General features: G+C 42.8%; 16 protein-coding genes and 1 other annotated feature. Of the genes, 2 read left to right on the top strand and 14 right to left on the bottom strand.

Annotated elements, in window-relative coordinates:
* Window positions 1–5: 5 nt before the first annotated feature.
* The 3 genes from ABTV07_RS02410 to ABTV07_RS02400 all read right to left on the bottom strand — a co-directional run bounded on the left by ABTV07_RS02410 (window position 6) and on the right by ABTV07_RS02400 (window position 5,024).
* Window positions 6–839: a C39 family peptidase gene (locus ABTV07_RS02410; protein ID WP_433747013.1), complete on the bottom strand. Its 834-nt coding sequence runs from the start codon at window positions 837–839 to the stop codon at window positions 6–8.
* 129 nt (window positions 840–968) lie between these two features.
* Window positions 969–2,123 carry an MFS transporter gene (locus tag ABTV07_RS02405; RefSeq protein WP_433751061.1) on the bottom strand — a complete coding sequence of 385 codons (1,155 nt, stop codon included), beginning with the start codon at window positions 2,121–2,123 and terminating at the stop codon, window positions 969–971.
* A 180-nt stretch (window positions 2,124–2,303) separates the two neighbouring features.
* A complete protein-coding gene (locus ABTV07_RS02400) occupies window positions 2,304–5,024 on the bottom strand; it encodes a dynamin family protein (protein ID WP_433747011.1) in 2,721 nt (906 codons plus the stop codon).
* Window positions 5,025–5,331: 307 nt separating this feature from the next.
* Here ABTV07_RS02400 and ABTV07_RS02395 point away from each other — a divergent pair, with 307 nt between their 5' ends.
* A complete protein-coding gene (locus ABTV07_RS02395) occupies window positions 5,332–5,874 on the top strand; it encodes an IseA DL-endopeptidase inhibitor family protein (RefSeq protein ID WP_433747008.1) in 543 nt (180 codons plus the stop codon).
* Between the two features lie 435 nt (window positions 5,875–6,309).
* Here the strand turns inward: ABTV07_RS02395 and ABTV07_RS02390 are convergent, their stop codons facing one another.
* The 5 genes from ABTV07_RS02390 to ABTV07_RS02370 all read right to left on the bottom strand — a co-directional run bounded on the left by ABTV07_RS02390 (window position 6,310) and on the right by ABTV07_RS02370 (window position 11,954).
* Window positions 6,310–7,623, bottom strand: a complete 1,314-nt coding sequence (locus tag ABTV07_RS02390) for a protoglobin domain-containing protein (protein ID WP_433747005.1) — start codon at window positions 7,621–7,623, stop codon at window positions 6,310–6,312.
* A gap of 288 nt (window positions 7,624–7,911) precedes the next feature.
* Window positions 7,912–8,742 carry an energy-coupling factor transporter transmembrane component T family protein gene (locus ABTV07_RS02385; RefSeq protein WP_433747002.1) on the bottom strand — a complete coding sequence of 277 codons (831 nt, stop codon included), beginning with the start codon at window positions 8,740–8,742 and terminating at the stop codon, window positions 7,912–7,914.
* Window positions 8,714–10,447 (bottom strand): ABC transporter ATP-binding protein, encoded by a 1,734-nt coding sequence (locus tag ABTV07_RS02380; RefSeq protein ID WP_433746999.1) that lies wholly within the window; start codon window positions 10,445–10,447, stop codon window positions 8,714–8,716. The genes ABTV07_RS02385 and ABTV07_RS02380 overlap by 29 nt, the downstream gene beginning before the upstream one ends.
* 66 nt (window positions 10,448–10,513) lie before the next feature.
* A complete protein-coding gene (locus ABTV07_RS02375; protein ID WP_433746996.1) occupies window positions 10,514–11,077 on the bottom strand; it encodes an ECF-type riboflavin transporter substrate-binding protein in 564 nt (187 codons plus the stop codon).
* Between the two features lie 4 nt (window positions 11,078–11,081).
* Window positions 11,082–11,954, bottom strand: coding sequence for an SAM hydrolase/SAM-dependent halogenase family protein (locus tag ABTV07_RS02370; RefSeq protein ID WP_433746993.1), 873 nt, complete (start codon window positions 11,952–11,954; stop codon window positions 11,082–11,084).
* A 159-nt stretch (window positions 11,955–12,113) separates the two neighbouring features.
* Window positions 12,114–12,389 (bottom strand) — a binding site (T-box leader).
* Between the two features lie 219 nt (window positions 12,390–12,608).
* Between ABTV07_RS02370 and ABTV07_RS02365 the strand changes: the two genes are divergently transcribed.
* Window positions 12,609–14,591 (top strand): PhoX family protein, encoded by a 1,983-nt coding sequence (locus ABTV07_RS02365; protein ID WP_433746990.1) that lies wholly within the window; start codon window positions 12,609–12,611, stop codon window positions 14,589–14,591.
* Between the two features lie 56 nt (window positions 14,592–14,647).
* Here ABTV07_RS02365 and ABTV07_RS02360 read toward each other — a convergent pair whose 3' ends face one another.
* From ABTV07_RS02360 to ABTV07_RS02335, 6 genes are all read right to left on the bottom strand, one after another.
* Window positions 14,648–15,430: a metallophosphoesterase gene (locus ABTV07_RS02360; RefSeq protein WP_433751058.1), complete on the bottom strand. Its 783-nt coding sequence runs from the start codon at window positions 15,428–15,430 to the stop codon at window positions 14,648–14,650.
* Between the two features lie 457 nt (window positions 15,431–15,887).
* Window positions 15,888–16,817, bottom strand: coding sequence for a DMT family transporter (locus ABTV07_RS02355; RefSeq protein ID WP_433746987.1), 930 nt, complete (start codon window positions 16,815–16,817; stop codon window positions 15,888–15,890).
* Between the two features lies 1 nt (window position 16,818).
* On the bottom strand, window positions 16,819–17,238 hold the full coding sequence (locus tag ABTV07_RS02350; protein WP_433751055.1) for a MerR family transcriptional regulator: 420 nt from the start codon (window positions 17,236–17,238) through the stop codon (window positions 16,819–16,821).
* A gap of 242 nt (window positions 17,239–17,480) precedes the next feature.
* Window positions 17,481–18,509 carry a VanW family protein gene (locus tag ABTV07_RS02345; protein WP_433746984.1) on the bottom strand — a complete coding sequence of 343 codons (1,029 nt, stop codon included), beginning with the start codon at window positions 18,507–18,509 and terminating at the stop codon, window positions 17,481–17,483.
* A gap of 341 nt (window positions 18,510–18,850) precedes the next feature.
* Entirely contained in the window at window positions 18,851–19,729 is an 879-nt protein-coding gene (locus ABTV07_RS02340; RefSeq protein WP_433744312.1) for an IS3 family transposase, read from the bottom strand.
* 71 nt (window positions 19,730–19,800) lie between these two features.
* The gene (locus ABTV07_RS02335; protein WP_433744315.1) at window positions 19,801–20,115 is read right to left on the bottom strand and encodes a transposase; all 315 of its coding nucleotides are present in this window, start codon (window positions 20,113–20,115) and stop codon (window positions 19,801–19,803) included.
* Between the last annotated feature and the right edge of the window lie 554 nt (window positions 20,116–20,669).

Here is a 20,669-nt window from a genome sequence, read left to right as displayed (position 1 = left end):
CAAATTTACTCTGCTTTATCGATGACAACCGCCTGTTTCCCCATCTGGTTCCACGATTGAATGAATTGCTCCTTGTTCACTTTTCGATTTTTTACCCCGTATGGATCATTTAAATAAACATTCTGTTCATCATACCCTGTCAATGCAACGCTATGTTCACTATATGTCACTTCAATGGGACCTTGCGGGGTTTCCCACTTTTTAAAATCACCCACGGGACCGAAGTTGGCAGTCGTGATGACCCAAACCGGAAGTCCTTTATCCAATTCCTTTTGAATCGTTTCAAAAGGATTTCCTGTTAAATCCCTTGCACGCTCTCCCACGTATTTCTCGGCCAATTTCATAATAGGGCCGTGGTAAACGCCGAGTCCTGGACCATTCTCCATATCTCCGACGAATCCCACATTCGGGTTCCCATGCTTCCCGTCTGCATAATTAAGGGGCACACGCTCAATGGCTTCTGCCAGCTCATTCTTCGTTACATCAATTCCGTGGAACTGCATGACCATGGTCAAACTGGCAATCTCGCAGCCATTGTAAAGCCTCGGGTTGTCCATTTGGTTTACAAGCGGTACATCTAATGGAAATGCCACTGCGGGTGCCTCCTTTTTTTCAGGAACTTCTGCCAATAATCTATTGTTTTTGGCATCCTTCTTTTCAGTTGTGTCTTTCTTTTTTGGCTCAGTTTCTTTCGACTCTTTTTTATCTTCCAGTCCTCTTTTAAGAGAAATAAATTCTTTTCTTAATATCTCTGCATTTCGATCGTAGTTAATCCCGAGAAAGACGCAGATGACAATCAAAAGGCCTAATACATAAGCGATTCCTTTGTTTACATTCATATTCAAGCATCCTTATCTGATTATAGTTACTAACAGATTACCATAAGCCGTTGAAGATTGTTACTGAACTTTCTATCAATAAAAAAAGTGCAAAAAAGGTTTCCCTTCTTTGCACTTTGCTGAATGAAATTAAAATTTAAGGTTGTGCTGGCTGCGGAGCGGCTTTCTCCGACCTTCCATGATTGTGAAAACCATGGCGAGGAGCATGAATACACTGGATATTTGGAAGAGTATGCCGATCTCTACGAATTGAGCGATGATCCCAAAAACAAGTCCGCTCAACCCTATGCCGAGGTCGATGGAAGAGAAAAACATTCCACTTGCTACCCCTCTTTTGTTTGCAGGCGTGATGGAAAGCGTCCAGGACTGAAGGGTCGGAATCAAAGAGCCGTATCCGATGCCAAACAAGATTCCTGCTGCCGCAATGAAGAGGTTCGAGTGGGCAAAAGACAGCACCCACATTCCGATAAAGGAAACGAACGTGCAGAATAGCACAAGTCCTTTAGGACCATGCTGGTCGAACCATTTTCCAGAAATCGGACGGGAAATGGTCGCCATCACGGCATTAAACAAATAAAACAAGAAGATTTGATGGATCCCGCGTTCATCTCCAAAGATGACAATGAATGTCACGATGGAACCATAGGCAAAGCTTGCAAGCAGCGTGATAAAAGCAGGATACCAGCTTGTTTTCTCGATCATGGAACCGAAATAAGAAAACGGCAAATCTTCTTTTTTTGTGTTCTTAACGACTTCCGGCGTCTTATAGTTGACCATGGCCAAAAGCAGGACCGCGACCACACCTAAAGCGCCTGAAATATAAATCAGATTTGAAAAACTAGTAATCTGGAATAAGTAAATCCCGAGACTCGGTGCGATGATCATCCCGATAGTGATGGAAAGGCCATAATAGCCCATCCCTTCTCCCAGCCTCGAATTAGGTACAACATCCACCGCAGCTGTTCCGTTGACGGTGGTCGACCAGCCCCAGGCAAGACCGTGCATGAAGCGGAATAATAAAAAGACCAGTACAACGCTGGACAAAGGATAGATGAATGTGATGACAAGCAAGGAAATGATGCCGGCCATAACGAGCGGTTTCCGGGTTCGATACCCCAGCATATAGCCGATAAACGGGCGGCAGATAACAGCCCCGATGGAGAACAGGGTTGTCACCAGTCCGATCTCGAGCCCGTTTGCCCCAAGGGACTTTATGTAAGGCGGAAGTGTAGGAATCAACATTTGAAAGGACATAAAAACAAATAAGTTACCTGCCATCAGCATGATGAACGATTTTGTCCAAAGTATATCTTTTTTCACGAGAATCTTCCCCCTTTTGCGATTCGTGAAAATTATGCGGTTTATTTCGTATTGCTAAATATTATCATATCTACAGGAAAATGCCTATTTAAATCTCGGCAAAAAAAAGGACTGCCTTTTAAGGCAATCCTCTCTTCAAAAACATTACATCATGCGTTCATACTGTCTGGCTTTAAGCTCATAGAATGTCAGTGCATCTTCATATACTTCTGGATTGGTTTTCATGCTCTCCAGCAATTGTTTATTTGTTTCGATGACCGCGAGCGTTTCTTCAACATTGTGTTTTAATACTGCAATCGGCTCCCTGAAGAAGAAGGAGACATCGCGTTTTAGTGATTTTTCAAACAGATCGAACTGAAGCATGAAATTCGAAATGATGGAGTCTGCGGATTCTTGATAATCCTCATTTTCCAACAGCCTGCGGTAGCTGTTGTAAAGCATGCTTTTATTCTGAGGCAGTGCCCCGAATAATTTGCCCGCCCCTTTCAAAAGCAGCTGGGATGGAGTGTGCTTAAGCAGGATATTGACCTTTTCCACTTGCACGGAGCTGGTCATCCTCTCAGCATCCCTTCTCCAATCTTCAAGCACCCTGAAGTCGCCTTCAAGAATGATTCTTTCTTCCTCGTAAAGTGTATTGAATCCTTCGCTCATTTCAGACAGCTGCATTTGGCTGTCTTCAAATTCTGCTTTTGCAAACGTGATCCATTCCTGCAAGGAGTCATAAAACTTCGGAAGGATGCGGTTCTCGATATCCTGATGCACCTTTTCGTTCATTTCATCATTCAACCTGATATGAAGATCTCTAAAATCACTGTCCTCATGAACGGAGTCGGCACATTCTTTGAAAATCTTTGGTATACGCTCTGCTAGCTCCCCGCGGACATCCTCTTTTATTTGATGATAGCGGTTCGCAATGACTGCCGCTTTTTCACTTTCAAGATCCTCGGTTTGATGGATTGCTCCATTCAATTTCTTCGTCATTTCTTCATCCCACATGATGGAATGCACATAGCCGCGTTCCATCTCCACCCTTTTGGTGAGGAGATATTGAATGAAATCCTTGACTAGATTCAACAAGCGTTCCGTACGTTCCTCTTCGATATCCCGGTAGCTGAATGCAGAGGAGATGAACTGCGTCCACTCCTGCTTCTGTCCAGTGTTGGAATAAAGCGATGAATAGAGGAATACTTGGGAATGTGGAAACTCGGTGTGGATCCGGTCACTTGTTTCCATCAGAATGCGCTGCGCTTCTTGGTCGTTATAAATGGTATCCACTTTATTTAGCATGAAATGAACTTGAAGCTTTGGCGCCTTCTTCTTCAATTTCGTCAAGTATTCCCATTCTCCGCTTGTAAGAGGAGTATTGATATTCGTTACAAAGAGCAGGATATCAGCCAACGGAAGGAACTTGGCAATGTCATTCCGCTCAACGCTTCCTGCCCCTGGCGTATCAATGAAAGCGAGCCTGTTTTGCGCCAGGAATGGAGATGGGACATTAATTTCATAGAATGACTCCCCGGCCATTTTTGGAAGGGTTCCATTCGTCCTGTCATAAAATTCTTCAAGAGACGAAATGGGATATACCTCATCCTCTGTCAGTTCATTGAGGCCTACTTCATCCCCATTTTTAATCAACATGACAGATGGCGTTGGAGATCCCAATAGATTCTCCCCGACAACGGAATTAATGAACGCTGACTTCCCATTTCCGTTCATCCCGGCAACCAAAACATGGTTCACATTAAAGTCAAGGAGTTCCTTGATCATCCATCTGTATCGCTGAGCCACTGTCAATTCTTTTTCTTCAGCCCATAGACAGATGGTTTCGAAAAGAAGCAGCCCCTTCTTCAACCCGTCAAATTCCCCTCGTGAATGCTTAATTAAGCGGTCTGCTTCTTCCAATGCCGCGTATTCAATGGACCCAGGAAACATTTCTTCCCAAGCCATGGCAGCTGAGCCCGCAAAAAGACTCTGTTCCGCATCTGAAAGTTTTGTCCAGTTCGTGATCAGCTGTGGAAGGACATGAGAAAGTTCCTTCATATAATATTGTCCGCTGATCAACGCCATATAGGTATCTGCGTGAAGCTTGGATAATTCATGCCATGTGTGTTGGCGATTGATATCCAATTCCCGTAAAAGCCCGTTGATGGAATAGAGCCAGGCAATATAAGCAGGCTGGTTCTCATAACTTCTCCATAATGAAGAGGCAAGGCGTTCAAACGCGGCCTTATCCATTTCATACAAGGCGTGGAGTGCTCCGTTGAAATAATCCGGCTGGAACGACAGTGTCACCCCTCTGTCGATGTAGTCATTAAGGACTTCAAACCAAATTAGTGAACGTGTACGGACAGCCTCATTCACGGCCAGTTCCACAGCACTCTCCCAGTCTTGCTGCCTCTCGTAGAAACTCCTTGCAATCTTAGTGACATTTGGATAATCGGGATTCAGGGCAACCATTTTTTTCACTACCCTGTCAGCCTGTTCATGCTTATCCCTTACCATGTAAAGCGACAATAGCTGAAGGGAAATTTCCGTATTTAATACGATATTCTCCGTTTTGATGGATTTATAGATTTCCTCCGCTGTAGGAAGCAGGTCCAGCTCGAAATAAGCGTCGGCAGTATTCTTTTTCGCCCACGGCTCCAGCTCATTCGCAATGTTCTCCCATTTAAAGATGGCTGCTTCGAAATCCTTATTGTGAAAATAGATTTCGCCTTGTGCATAACGGATATGCGAGAGTTCAGGAACCTCTTTTTCCTGTTCCTTCAAATACTCCTCACCTAATATCCGAATGGGATGCTGTGTTTCATTGCCTTCTGTATAAGATTCATAGAATACTTTTCTGATCAATTGTCCATCTATCATCTTTTCGTCCCCCGATGAATTAATTTGCATGATGTAAAAATACTTTTGCGTGTTTCCATTTATGTACCCTTATAAAAAAGGAATTAAAACACACTTAGAACGTCTATCCTTGTATTCTAGCAAAGATTTATTTGCAACAAATTTCATTTTACTTTCATTTTTGATACATTTTCGTGTTCCACCTGTAATGAATTTAATATTACTGAAAGTACTATGTCTTTTAACAAAGCAAAAAATTTTATAGGACATGAAACATTTTCCAATTTCCTCCGTCTTACTTTTTGATGAATATTAAGGGGGAACTTGAATGAAAAAATGGATCATGATTTTGGCGGCGGTAATTTCGTTATTTACTTTCAGCATAGGAGCCTCTGCTAAAACAACCGGCAATCTCACCAGCAGCAAAGCTCTGAACTTGGCACTTGAAGCAAGGAAGCATTATTGGAGCGCTATGGGCGGCCACAATCCGGCAGCAGAGAACGTCAAATGCACAGATGTAAGCTTTGATTATAAAGGGAAAGATTACCGCTATTTCTGCAGTGATTTAGGAACTAAAAAGAAATTTACGAAGTATATGAATGAAGTGTATACAAGGAATGCGATTAATAAAGGAATCAAAAAATATTCCTTCATTGAATATAAAGGACAGTTTGCCCAGCCAAATGCAGACGGGGGAAGTCTCTTTGAGTGGGATAAAGCAAAAGGAAAATTGATTTATCAGCGGAAAGATATCCGCCTGTACGAATTCACCGTTCCTGTAGGGGAAACAAAAGAGGTTTCAAAGGAAAAAGTGACGTTTGTCAAAGTAAATGGCGAATGGCTGATCAATGCGATCGATGCGGTCAGATAAAAAAATTCACAGCATCCTTTCCATTTGGGAAGGATGTTTTAATTTATGGCAAAAAGATGGCAGCTATTTCGCGCGATTCGATCTCCCTTCACGAGATTCGAGCATTCTTGCATTTTTTCTTGCCAATCTATGTCTGGATTTGTAGATATTTTTGTTGTTTTAAATATGAAAAATAGCGGTAAAAAGTAATAAAATGTTAAATGGATTTGAAAGGAGCGTGAAAAACATGAGGATTAAAGTTGGAAGCTGGAGAATGCTTACTTCACAGGACAAGCTTTTCCTATTAAAAGCTATCAGCCAAAGAAACAGACAAATGAAAAGCGCCTGAGCCTGAGGAGTGGTCTACGATATGCAGAACAATTGCCCAATGCTGAAATAGGCTTCGCCTGCCGACAATGGACATGCGAAGCCTATTTTATTTTGTCTTAATACAGATTATCTTGACCCTTCAGCCTTAAGCAGCAATTCCCTTGCCAAAGTTGAAAGGCTTTCCGTTGTCGCATTGACTTCTTTTATGGATTGGACAATGGTATCCAGGTCGACTTTGTTCCGGTCGAACATGGTCAAATACTGCTCCATTTCCATCTTCATTGTCATCAGCCCGCCCTTGACTTGGCCGATTTTAGACTGTGATTCCTTCGTATACGTATTCATCGATTGCATGATATGGACGAGATCAGTGATTTGTGTATCGCTTTCTTCAATCAGCGACTTGATCTGGCTGCTCATCCCTTTGGAATTTTCGGCAAGCTTCCGCACTTCGGTTGCTACGACCGCGAACCCCCTTCCTTCATCACCTGCACGAGCCGCTTCAATGGAAGCATTCAATGCCAGGAGATTCGTTTGATCGGCGATATCCTCGATCCCTTTTGTCATCGTAATGATTTTCTCAGAAATGGTCTTCAGAAGATCGATTCCTTCCAATGAAGAGGATACGTTGCTCATGACATTATCAAACGTGCTCACCATTTCTTCCATCTGCCCCTGGTTGACGTTTGTCAAATTCAGCAGGTTGCGGCTGCTCTTTTGAGTCATCTCCGTCTCATTCCTGATTTGTTCCGCCTTTGTACTCGTTTCATTAATAGAAGCTTCTGTCTGCTGGACAGAGGAAGCCACCTCTTGACTGATGGAGTTCAATTCTTTTTGAAGCATGGCATTAGACTCGTTCAATGCATTCAATTCTCTCATTCTTGCATCCAGGTAGTTTTGGACGACAAGCTGAGAATCCAGGTTCACTGCATGTGTAATCGCTAAGATGACATCGTTCAATTTAGCAGGGTCATTTTGCAATTGTGCAATCACTTTCGGGATTAAAAGCGTGCTGATAGCAGAATAAGTAGCCAAAAACCATTCTACCGGCAGACCTGCGCTGTTATGCGTATTGCCGATTCTGTTTCTCATTTGGAAATATTCTTTATCGATTGTACCGCTTAACAAACTTTGGAAATAATGAACAAATACCTCGTACAATCTTTCCCTTGTAGTATTGTTTGAAGCAACTTTCTCAAGAGGAGGCTGTATGTAGAGGTGATTCAACACCTTTTGCAGAAGCTCGTCCAATAGTGGTGAAACGACTGGATAGATCTCTTTCAATGTTTCAAGGTGCTGCTTGGTAAAGCCCATATATTCTAAACGATTTTGAATCCTTGCATCTGAAGTTTGGATGATTTGTTCTTGAGCTGGAAAAGCCATTTCAGGATTGAATGCCTGCAGACGGCCCTTTCTCTTTTCCTTGGTTTGAAATAACACGTTTTTGTCCCCCTGGTTTGAATGTCTTTATGAAAGGCTGTTTTCGTAAACATCGTTGTTAAAATCTTACTGCCGATTTTAACGTAAAAATACCTGTTTTGCGCGTTGATATAGGGCTTCCAGGCTCTTTTCCAGATAGGTCTACTTTATAGATTGCATAAGTTATCCTGTTTTAGCGACTAAAGCAATAAACTTTAAGAAAAGATCCTTATGTAAATTATGTATACAAATTCAAAAATTGGCAACTATTAATATTCCACCGTGACAAATAAGTTTTTGCCCTCTTACTCAAATGAACGGATTATAGAATCTGCTGCCGTCATGAAAGGTGACAATCAAGGAAATAATCAGGAGAGCAGCAATCAATCCGACTGCAATATAATCCCCTTTTCGGAATGGGCGCTCTGCATACCATGTTCTTGTCTTCTTCTTGCCAAATCCCCTTAAATCCATTGCATTGCTGATGATTTCAATTCGATCAAGGCTGGAGAATATCAGCGGCATTATGATGGAACCTGCATTCTTGATTCGTACTGCCAGCTTTTCTTTTTTGGACATATCCAATCCCCTTGCCTGCTGGGAGAGTGCAATCTCTTTATACTCCCGCTGAATATCCGGAATGTATCTCATTGCTATGGAAACCGAATAGGCGATGCGGTAATTTACCCCTAGTTTATTCAAAGAAGATGCGAATTCACTTGGGTGCGTCGTGACAATGAACAATAAAGCCGCCGGAATGACTGTTAAATATTTCAAGGTGATATTCATTTGATAAAATATCTGTTCACTTGTTATGGAATATCTCCCCCAAATTTCTGCAAGGACATGTTTTGTTCCATAAATGCCTACTGCTTCCTGTGGAGAAAAAAGATAGATGGCAAAATTGTTGATCATCATAAAGATAAGAATGAAACTTAAGACAAATCCTATTTCCTTCAACCTTACTTTTGAGATGACAAAAATACTTCCACTCACCAAAAAGAGGAATACGAGAATCCTTGTATCATATGTAAGCATTACGGCGAAGGTCCATAATACGAAGCAAATCAGCTTTGCGGCTCCAGTCAAGCGGTGTATCGGTGAGTTTCTATCAATATATGACAGCATTTCGTTCTGCATTTTCCGGCACCCCTCTTTCGCTTGCAATAAATCTTTCTACTAGAATATCAGGATTTATTATCCCTGCTTTTTCAGCTAAAAGGTAAAGGGAAGTCTCTTTTAAATTTGCACGTTTAATCACTTCTTGCTCCCGCAGGACTTGAGTTGCCGCACCGTCGGCAATCTTTTCTCCATCAGCCAGGACAATTGCCCTTGGTGTATACTCAAGCATCAAGTGCATGTCATGTGTGATCAAAATAATGGTTGTACCCCGAGCATTCAATTCAACAAGAAAGTCCATTATTTCTTTATAATGTTGATAGTCCTGCCCAGCAGTTGGCTCATCCAATATCAAAATGTCCGGCGCAAGAGCCAGTATGGAAGCAATGGTCACCCTTTTTTTCTGGCCATAGCTCAAAGCTGATACCGGCCAATTGCGATAAGGGTGCAAACCGCATATTTTCAGCGTACTATCCACTCTTTTTGTGATTTCCTCTTTATTTATCCCGCGGGCAGCCAATCCAAGAGAGACTTCATCCATAATCATATTCTTGGAAATCATGGCATTTGGATTTTGAAGGACAAGTCCGATTTTCAAGGCCCGCTCCTTAATAGTATCCTTTCTGATATCCCGTCCATTTAACAAGATTCTTCCGGCTGAAGGCTTCAGGAATCCACAAATCAACTTGGTCAATGTTGATTTTCCAGCTCCATTTTTCCCAATAATACTGACCATTTCTCCTTTATGAACTGAAAGGGAGAGATTTTGTATAATCGGTTTTCCATTCTCATACTGGAACTGAATATCTTCCAATTCCAATAGAGGGGCTGCTTTTTTTAGAGTTGGTTTCTGCATAGGCTGAACCGCCCATTGCACTAATTTCCCTTTTTGTTGTGCATCAAGCTCAAGGCTATGGATATGCTGGGGATTCATAGCTGGAAGGAGTGGGCACCCTGCCTGCTTCAACGCTTTTATGTAGAGTGGTTCCCGAATGCCATTTTCATTAAGTATATTTGTACATAAGATTTCTTCCGGGGAAGCGTCCATGACAATCCGCCCCTCATTCATTAAAATGATTCGATCGATGTTTTGATCCAGCACATCCTCTATTCGATGTTCAATTATGACAATGGTTGATGAACACTCTTGGCGTATACGTTCAATCAGCTGCATGGCATATTTGCCGGTCGCCGGGTCTAAATTAGCCAAAGGTTCATCAAATAGCAGGATTTGTGCGTTATTTACCATGACGCCGCCAAGACCGACCCTTTGCTTTTGTCCACCTGAAAGCTGATGGATCGAATGGTGAAGAAACTGATCCATTTCGACCATCCTTGCAATGTCTTCTACTCTCTCAATCATTTCTTTTTGAGGAAGGGCTTCATTTTCTAAAGCAAAAGCCATATCTTCTGCCACTGAAAGTCCTATAAACTGAGCATCGGAGTCCTGAAGTACTGTTCCAACCATTTTCGAAATCGAAAAAATATCCAGTTCTTTCGTCTCTTTCCCCATCACTTTCAAGCTTCCTGAAATATCTCCCCGGTAGTAGAGAGGAACCAAACCATTGATGCAATGGGCCAATGTACTTTTGCCTGAACCTGAAGGACCTGCAATCAGTACCTTTTCCCCTTCATAAATCGTCAAATTGACGTCATGGAGAGTAGGCTGGGCTTGGCTTCGATATTTAAAACTGAAATTATGAAATTCAATCATCGGTTTCTTCATTTTTTCACCTGCTGCTGTCATTTAATTGAAGAACCGGAGTATTGCTGCTCCGGTTCTCCCTTAACATTAAAGAGTCTCTTCTTTCTCAAGGCTGCTGCTTTTAATGCGTGTTTTGGAATAGGCCGCAATCAGCAGCGTCCCAAGCACCCCAACTGTCACAATATTAGACAATCCTGCCACGATTCCTTGTACGAAAACTTTATTTGCAGGCTCAGCATATACCAAGATATCTAAAACCGGAGCAAGCAAAAACCACCCTACTGCCTGTACCACGGCCTGCACAATATTAAATGAAATGATTTTTTTGGCCCCGAATTCTCCATCCTTCAGGTTCATTCTCTTAGAAAGGAGCCCAATGAACAGACCAACGAATCCGGAAACAACTACCCAGCTCCACCATGGTGAACCATAGAAAATCGCGTCCTTCAACGCATGGCCGATCAGTCCGATCAATGCACCTGCAAGCGGACCAAACAATAGAGCCATGAGAGCAAGAAATGCATAAGAGGTTTCAATAGTGGTGTTTGGAATTCCAGATGGGATGGAAACAAATCTGCCAAGAATCACAAATATTGCTGCTCCAACCCCGATAGCTACAATGGTTTTAGTTGAAAACTTCGTATCCTGCATACAATCAATCCCCTTTTTTCTTTTGAATAGGCAGCTCTTTCATTTTTTTAAATGTAATCCTCCAACCTGCCCCGCTTCCGATTTGATAAGCGCCGGCGAAGGAGCCCTGATTTATGGCAACCCCTAAATTATCTAATGAGTTTACATAAACCAATGGCTCTCCCACTAAACTGTCAGCAAAGGACCGCCCAAACGTCATGATATTTTGATAGACTTTCCTCGCACTGCTTTCTATAGAAACTTCGAGCAAATCTCCATATTGGATGCCAAACTCCTTAAATAGCGTCCGGCTGATATTTGTCCAGAGGTTTCCAAAGCGGATATCCAGGATTTCTATGATTCCTTCCACCGTCCCATTGGTTTGAGCAGCATCTGTCAAAGGAAGTTCTACAAGCTCTTCCAAAGCGAGGGATGGACCGATTTCCTCAAACGAAATGACGCCAGATGCAAGCCTGGCCCCTGTATAAGCATAAATATCACGGCCGTGGAAGGTGTAGGATTCTCCTGAATTCGGCAAACGATTCACGGTTTCATCAATGATCCTTGCTTCCAAAAGCCCCTGATGTTTTTGGATATGGGTCAACGTCCCATTGTCCGGTGTAATAATAAAATGATTGCTGGCCGTTTTAACAGCTATGCTTTTGCGGTCCGATCCCACTCCAGGGTCGACCACTGACACAAATACAGTTCCTTCAGGCCAGTAGGAAACGGTCTGAAGCAGTCTGTAAGAACCTTCCCAAATGTTGTACTGGGGGATATCATGGGTCAAATCATATATCGAAAGTGAAGGATCGACCCCATTTGCCACCCCATACATGGCGCAAACCGCACCATCGCTGATTCCAAAATCTGATTGAAGCACCAAAGCCCTGCTCATTCCATTCCTCCCTATATTTCAGTCTGATGAATGCTTCGTTTTCTATCCTCCTTCCTGACAATCCAACAAGCGATCTCGGCCATATACCATCATATGAAGAAAGGCTCGAAAACATGGTGGAAGCAGCCAAAATAAAAAACACCACACCCTCATCTCATGGATAAGGGCGTGATGTTATCACACGGTACCACCTTAATTCACCAGCTGTTTCTGCAGCCGGCCTTTAAAAGTGCAAAAAGACACTTTACACCCAGGCTTTTGATAACGGGAGCCAAACCCCGCCGCAGCCTACTGGCATCTAACTACTCTATCTGCCATATTCAGCCGGGTGCTCAGAGGCCATTTTTCGAATCGATATTTTTGCTTCTTTTCAGCATCCGAAGCTCTCTGTAAAAAATATTCTTCGATTCTACTTTTTCTCTTCAACGCCATTTAAAATTTATTTTATTCAAAATATTAAGTCTATATTACTTCAAAGAACTAAAGCACACAATATGTTTTTCTAAAAATACTAAAAAAGTTAAAATCTGGTTCAATAAACCGAATCGTCATATAATTGTAACTTCCTTTTTACATCAGCTTTATCCTTTTTATTCTTCCTTAACTCTTCTTTGATTTAATGGAATTAACCATAAATGAGGAGGTTTTCCCACTATGAAAAAGAAAGTATCTGTTGGGCTTTCCATCGCACTTTTAGCATCATCCATACCTGCACTCGCTTCTGCACATGATCACCATCATGGCTATAAAGGGAACCATCATCCAAATGCACACAAGCAGATCCAGAGTGTAGAATTCACTTCTATGAAAGCTCCAAGTACAGTTGAAAACATGGTAAAAACTTATACAGACTCTGCTGTTAAAGTCACTTATAAAGACGGCACTGTTGAAGAAACTCCTTTAAAATATAATCAACTCTTTCTTTCTAAAGATAAAATCGTCAAGAACAAAGATGAAATGATTGCAGCAGGAACTCCAATTGACGTAAATGGCGATCCAATTGTCGATACAAGTGTTCCTGACAAGCCATCCAACTTTATTTCAGATGCTCCAGATTCCAACAGTATGATCACAATTGCCGGAAAAACGTATCTCATTTCCCACTACGAATATGACTCTATGAATAATGCAGGCGAAGATGTACACGGCCTTCCTGCATCAATGACATTGACTCAAGTGGATCGCAATCCAAAGACGGGCGAATTGACCGTCAACAACGCGAAGAAAATTGATTTCTCCAATGTCAACGGATTGTGGACTCCATGCAACGGTTCCACTACATCATGGGGAACACATCTAGGTTCTGAAGAGTACGAGCCGGATGCACGTGCTTTTGAAGATCCATCATCAAGCTCTTACCGGGACGTAACAAATTTCGCTAAATATTACTTCGGTGATGAAAAGAAGGCCAACCCATATTTCTACGGCTGGATCCCTGAAATCTCTGTAGACAATAAAGGCAATGCTTCTGTTGTCAAGCATTACAGCACAGGCCGCTTCTCCCATGAAACGATGCAAGTGCTGCCTGATGAAAAGACTGCGCTCTTCGGTGACGACGGCGGAAACACTATGATGTTCATGTATGTAGCCGATAAAAAGCGCGACTTCTCTGCAGGTACTTTATATGCGGCGAAATTCAACCAGACATCTTCCGAAAATGGCGGTGCTGGAGACCTTCAATGGATCAAGCTCGGCCATTCAACAGATGATGAAGTAAAAGCGATCATTGATAAAGGCGTAAAGTTCAGCGACATTTTCGAAACAGCTTCAGAACCGACCGAAGGCTTTACAGCTGTGAAAACGAATGCGAGCAAAAAAGTCGAATATCTTAAAGTCAAGCCAGGCATGGAAAAAGCTGCTGCCTACTTGGAAGCTCGACGCTACGGTGCGATTTTAGGTGCAACTTCCGAATTCAACAAAATGGAAGGAATTGCAGTCAATAAAAAAGATAAAAAAGCTTATATGGCCATCTCCTATGAAAATGGCAGCATGGAAAAACAGGACAACGGTGTACGCGACGATATCCAATTGCCGGCACGCGAGTCCGGTGCAACATTCCAGCTTAACCTGACAGGTGGACAGGCAGATGCTTCAGGTGAAAAAATCAACAGTGAGTATGTCCCTTCCAACATGGGAGCACTCATTGTGGGCCAAGACCTTGAAAAGCCTGATGCATTCGGCAATACAGCTGCACCAGACAAAATCGCCAACCCGGATAACCTAAGCTTCTCAGATGATATGAATACACTGTTCATCGGAGAAGACAGCGCACTTCATACAAATAACTTTGTATGGGCGTACAATGTAGAAACGAAAAAACTTTCCAGAATTCTTTCCGTCCCAGTTGGCGCTGAAGCAACCGGTTTACGCGCAGATGACATGATCAAAGATTCCCGCTATATCTTGAGCAACTATCAGCATCCAGGTGAAGATCTAGATGGGAAACAAATCACTGCCGTTGACAAACAAAAGCTTGAAGACGCAATGAAAAACGGCGTCGGCATTCAAGAAACTGGCGGAGTAGGCTATATTTCCGGACTTCCTTCAGGAAAAATCGGAACAGGTTCAGAAGGTGATCATGAAAAGGATCATCATGAAAAAGAGGATGATCATCACGGACAAGAAGATGACGAATAATTGATCCACAAAAAAAGCAGCCTTCCCGGCTGCTTTTTTTGTATTTTATCGGCAAATCAATTCAAAAATCCCACATCAATCTTCATGATTTCAGACCTGCTTGCAATCCTGATTGGAGGCCCCCATGTGCCGTAGCCGGATGAAACAGCCACATGCATTTCGTTCTTCTTCATGTATCCCCAATCGAGTTCAAAAAGCCTACCGGTCAGCCAGTGGTTTGGCGCGAACTGCCCCCTGTGTGTATGCCCGCACAAAAGCAGGTCCACACCGGCATCTGCAGCTGCAGCAAATCCGTATGGCTGATGATCCATCATGATGATAAAGCGTGAAGGGGCAACACCGGAAAGAAACTCACCCACAGGCTTTCTTCCCACGGGATCCATGCTTTCTGCGGTTTTATCCTTCCGCCCCGCAATGACTACTGATCCCGCTTCCGTCTCAACTTCCACGACTTCATCCCTCAGGACTTTTATTCCGATCTTCTTCATTTCGTCGACATATTGTTCGATATGGCCACCGTAGTACTCGTGGTTACCAAGCACTGCATAGACTCCATATTTGGCTTTCAAATGCTTGAGTGTCTCACTCATTTTATTGCGGAGAAACGGCTCAATACTGTCATCGATTACATCGCCAGGAAGAAGAATCAAATCCGGCTTGAGATCATTGATGCGGTCGACCATCCTCTTTAAATGCCTATTCCCGACAATATTGCCCAAATGGATATCGGAAGCAGCGGCAATTCTTAAAGAAGGATTTAGTCCAACAGCACCTTTTTGAACCTCAATAGGGTAGTCGCGAATGACGGTACTCCACGCATTCCTCGTCCCCCAAAGCATGAGTCCAGTTAGAAGAATCAAAACGATCCATCCTGCCCACAGCACATAATCACTTGGCAAATGACCTAAAAGCAGGAGTATGCCGTACACAATATCAGTGCCTAATAGCAGAATGATCCCAAACTCCATCACGGCAAAATAGTAAGAACCGATCACTTTGAATAAGCGGAAAAGTGGAAGGAGCCACTTCGGACCCGGCACCCGGCCGAATAAATATCCTAAAGATACGATGGCGAAGATCGGCCAATAAAGCGCGGCTGGAACTCCACCACCGAGTGCCTTCATAAAAATCAGAAGATGCCATCCAATATAAAAATTCAATCCGACAACTGCAATGAGCATCAAAAGAAACATGCCAATCATCCGGCTATTCATTCAAGATTCTCCCTTTGGCAAATCAATCCTATTTGCCTTTTTCCCATAATCATATTGATGGGAACTGTGGAAGTCAATGATTTCAATCCGCCTCTTTCGATAGCAGCTGAACTTCTGTTTTTGAAATGAACATTTTACTAATTATCCCTGAGGAAGTAAGAACCCCGGCAATGACAAGAGCAGCCCCTGCCAGTTGTATCCCTTCCACCCCTATGCCCGATACAGCAGAAATAGTCATCGTGACCACCGGTACAAGGTTAAAGAATAAAGATGTCTTTCCAATGCCAATGACCTGGATGGCTCTATTCCACCACAAATAGCCCAAGACACTTGTAAATAAAGCCATGAAAACTATAGAACCCCATGCTCCCAGCGGGATTTCTTGAGAGGCAGGCTGGTCAGAAAACAGTGAAAGCAGGATGAGTGCCCCTGCCCCAATCACCATTGTATAAGTGGTTGTGGCAAGAGACGAACTGCTCTTCACAAACTTCCTGCCCAACACCCCATAAAGTGCCCAACAAAGATTCCCCATCATTATAATGAAATCCCCGATGGAAAAAGAAAGATTTTTAATGACATCCATCGATCCGTGCGTAATAACGAGCCCAACTCCAATCAAAGCAAGAATGACCCCGGCACTCTGGTTGGCTGTGATTTTTTCTTTCAAAATAAAGCGGGCCAAAATCGTTGATAATACAGGATTGGTCCCCATAATCAAAGCGCCATTGATGGCAGAAGTGTGTTGAAGTCCCAAAAAGAATAGTGCATTAAAGCCGAAAATCCCAATGATTCCGAGCAAAAGGAACGTTTTCCCGTTTTGTTTAAAATGGTGCAGACGAATTCCTTCCCTCTTCCACATGATGAGAAGCATAACAACCGCTGCGATGCCGAATCGCCAGGCAGCCGCACTTGAAGGGGAAAAGAATTCAACTGTGTACTTTGCCAAGTTGAATGTCGCACCAGTGATGACAGCAAATCCTACTAGAGATAAATAGGTCAAGGAATGTTTCATGCTATTTATCCTCTCCTTCATTTTCTTCAGCCAACAGCTCTTGATAGATTCCCAGTTTTACATTCGCTGTGGATATGATGTCTTCAAGTTCTGCTTTTTTCCGGTGCAACTCCTTTATATGCTTCGTAAGAATATCGATCCTTTTATTCAAAGAGGGATATAGCTCACCTTTTTCTGACGTTTTGATTTGATCCAATATACAACCTCCTTTAATAAATTCTTGAATATCCTCTAAAGACATCCCGGTATCTTTTAAACTTTTGATGAAAGATACTAACTTCAAATCACCTTCCGTGTAGCTCCGTTTTCTACCATTCTGACGATCCGGGGAAGGCAGAAGGCCAATCTTCTCATAATATCTCAAAGTGTATGTGCTAATACCGGTCATTCCGGCCGTTTCACTGATTGAATACATTTCAATCATCTTCCTTTCTGTTAATTACTGCTAGCTTACAACTTAGAGCTGACTCTAAGTCAAGAAAAAAATGCAAAAAAAATTACCGCGAATGTCCGGACCGGCAAGCAGCACCGATCAGACAATTTCCGCGGTAAAAAAATGGGCTTATCATTGTTGCCTCAATCATTTTTCCTTTTTTAATCAAACGTTTGATGAAGAACCATCCTTGTAGATTCATAGAGATAAAAGTCGCCTTTTGTCCCTTATCAATGAACAGTAAACTCCCCTTTATGTGCTTTTGAAGTCCTCACTTCAACGGTCAAACTGCCATTTTTCACATAGGCTTTCAGCAAAAACGGGGCAGTTGTTGAATTTTGAAAACGGAAATCCAATCCGCCATAGGAGACGGTCGCATCCCTTCCTGTTGGAACATACCCCACATGCACAGAATGATGATGCTTTTCTACATAGGAAACGCCGATTTGGTCAACCGCATTATAAAGAGTGGATGATGTCTGGCATATCCCACCACCAATGCCGTCCACCAACTTTCCACCAACTGCCTCTTTTGCTTTTTGATATCCATGCTCCGCATCACTTGGCCCCACTGTGGTATTAAAGGAGAAAATATCGCCGACCCCTACAATGACGTTGTTGATGGCATCTGCAGACAGCTCAACATTTTTGGACCTGCCGGCGACACTGCTATCAAATTGGGTTGTATACGAAGCAATGACAACTTCGCCAAGGAGAGCAGCCTCATCTGGCTTATATCCGCTCGCCGAAACAGTCAGCGGCAGCTCCACTTTTCCGCCTTTTTCAGATGCTTCAATGACCTTCGACACCAGATCAGATTCCTCCAGGATCATCCTCGGTTTCCCTTTTATGACCTGCCCATCCGCTCCAATTTTGTCAGGGTACATCCGTTGATCGAATCCTTCTGCCTGCTTGGTTCCCCTTGCCGCATTTTTTGCCCACTCGGCAATCTCTTTCTCATAGGCCGTCCGATCCGTTAAATACCCCATTTCTTTCGGGTCGATAGTTTTAATGATTTCCTTGGTTAATGGATTGATCACCTCAACCAGCCCCGTTTGCTCCTCCTGTTCCCCTTTTTCTTCCGGTGCTTGCTCTTTCTCGGCTTTTTCCTTCTCCCTCTTCAGCTCATCAATCTGCTGCTGGAGCTCTGCCACCTTTTTCTCCAGTTCTTTTTCCTTCGCTGTCTTTTCAGAGCACCCCGTCAGCCCAATGAGGCTGCACACGATCAAAACCGACGTTAGCCATTTTACCTTTTTCATAGATCCCCCATCGTTTCTATTTGTCTTTTAAAAATTTCCTTCGTCTATAAATCTATTCAGTTTCCTCCTTCATATACCTGAGAGGCATGGTCCTATTGGCTCAAATCTGGAAAGGGAAAGCAGTGGGGACACGGGGATTGGCTTGATTAGGGGTTTTTATATTCCATAATATGGATAGTTGGGCGGTTATGCCGAAAAGTGCGGGGGTTACCTGGAAAAGCGGTTTGACCCCCTAATTCCTGACGTTTACTTCAAGAATCTGGTCCATTCTTAGTTTCTTATTTTTTGTCCTTTCCTTCTTCACTTTTTATGAAAAGTGAAGAAGGAAAGGACATTGCTTGTTAAAGTTTTAAAGACATTTCTTTTGGGAAACCAATATCTTTGTATTTTTCTCGAAACTTTGTAGGCGACATTCTTCCGAGGCTGCCATGATATCTGCGATGGTTATAAAATTCTATGAAGTCATCAATTTCATAATAGGCCTCATCGAAATAGCTGAATTCAAATCGTCTGAATATATCACGCTCTAAAATACTAAAAAAAGATTCGATATATGCATTGTAGTTTGGTGATCTTGGTGGAATCCTTTCATGAAAAATGTTATTTACCTCACAAAATTCACCAAATAAGTTACTAACAAATTGAGGTCCATTATCAGTTCTGATTACAATACAATGCTCATTCGTTTCCTCTAAAACCTGTAAACTACGCCTTATAATAGCTTCATTTAGCATGCCGGTTATATCCTTGGCTGTACATTTCGGTCCTCGGTAATACCCAACGATGGCACGATCAAAAACATCAATAGCACACGCTACAAAGAAAAACCTTCGGCTTTCTGAAATAGAACCGTATTTGATATCCAGTTGCCATAGTTGATTAGGACCCGTGATGTGTCGATTGCGGACCAACCGTTTTGGATACTTAGGGTTACCCGTTCGCTGAGGAAGGAGAATACCTAATTTCCTACATAACCTAGCTACCTTTTTATGATTGATTTGAAGATCATGTTCATCCTTAAGTAATTGAGTCAAGTTCTTTACACCATATGTGGCACCGTCTCCCTCAACGGCCTCCATCAAGAATTCCTCAATCTGCTCATCTGAAATAATTTCCCCGGAGTTTTTCTTAGAATATCCCGGGATAGGGCGCCCTCTTTTCTCCTCGTTATCAACAACCTCTTCAGTACCATTGTGGTAGTAATAAAGGGACCTGTTCACTCCTGTTATCTCCGATAGCTTAGAAATTCGAAACCCCTCCTTTGCCCATAGTCGAACCTCTTCTAAGACCGCTAGGGCCGGTATTGGGTTTTTTTTAGTAAGTTTCTAAGCATCGCAACTTCAAGTTCTTTTTCACCAAGTAGCTTCATGGCCTGTTCATATTTTGCTTTTAATTCTTCTTTAGAGGGTTCAGTTGATAAAATAGCCGAAGCTGGATCCTCCATTTGGTCACGTACTTCATCCTCATACACCTTAACCCATCTCGCCAAAGTAGAACGATCAACACCAGCACTACGCGCAATGGATGAGTAATTGCCATTTTCCAGTGCCATTCGAACATACTTTTTTTTAACTTCTTCAAGAGCTTCAAACTTCTTATATGACACTTAAAGTCCCCTCCCTACTTCCTGAGTTTTTCTTGATTCTAGTGTACTGTTTCCAATACAAAAGTGTCCAAAGGAATTAGGGGGTCGTAGAGAAAGTAGGGCGGTTAAACACAAAAGTGCGCTGAAAACCCGGCAATGTGCGGCGTTTGAGGTCCATTTTGGCGAGCCAAAGGGAAAATTCCAGTGCAACCTGCTCCAAATTGCCCGAAATGGGCCTTCAAATGGGGCTCGCCGTAGTCCCGGATCGCTCTTATGCGCCACTTTAGGTCCTTTATGAATCAAAATCACCCTCCTATGCGCGAAATCACCACTCTTATGCGCCACCCCTCACAAGCCCATAAATTTGAACAAATCAAAAAAGCAGCCCGACAGCTGCTTTTTTCAAATCCCTTCAAATCTCTACAATTTCATGATCCAACCAAGGAAAATCCGGCAAAAAAGCGTCTTCCGGCTATCCCTGCACAAAATTTCATTGGAACCCTCCCCAAAATTGCCCGAGATGGCCCTTCAAATGAGGCTCGCAGTAGTCCCGGATGGCCTCTATGCGCCACTTT

This window comes from Falsibacillus pallidus (assembly GCF_050990905.1).
Lineage (GTDB): Bacteria > Bacillota > Bacilli > Bacillales > DSM-25281 > Falsibacillus > Falsibacillus pallidus_A.
The sequence above is the reverse complement of the archived record's forward strand: the minus strand, read 5'-3'. Positions and strand labels throughout refer to the sequence as shown.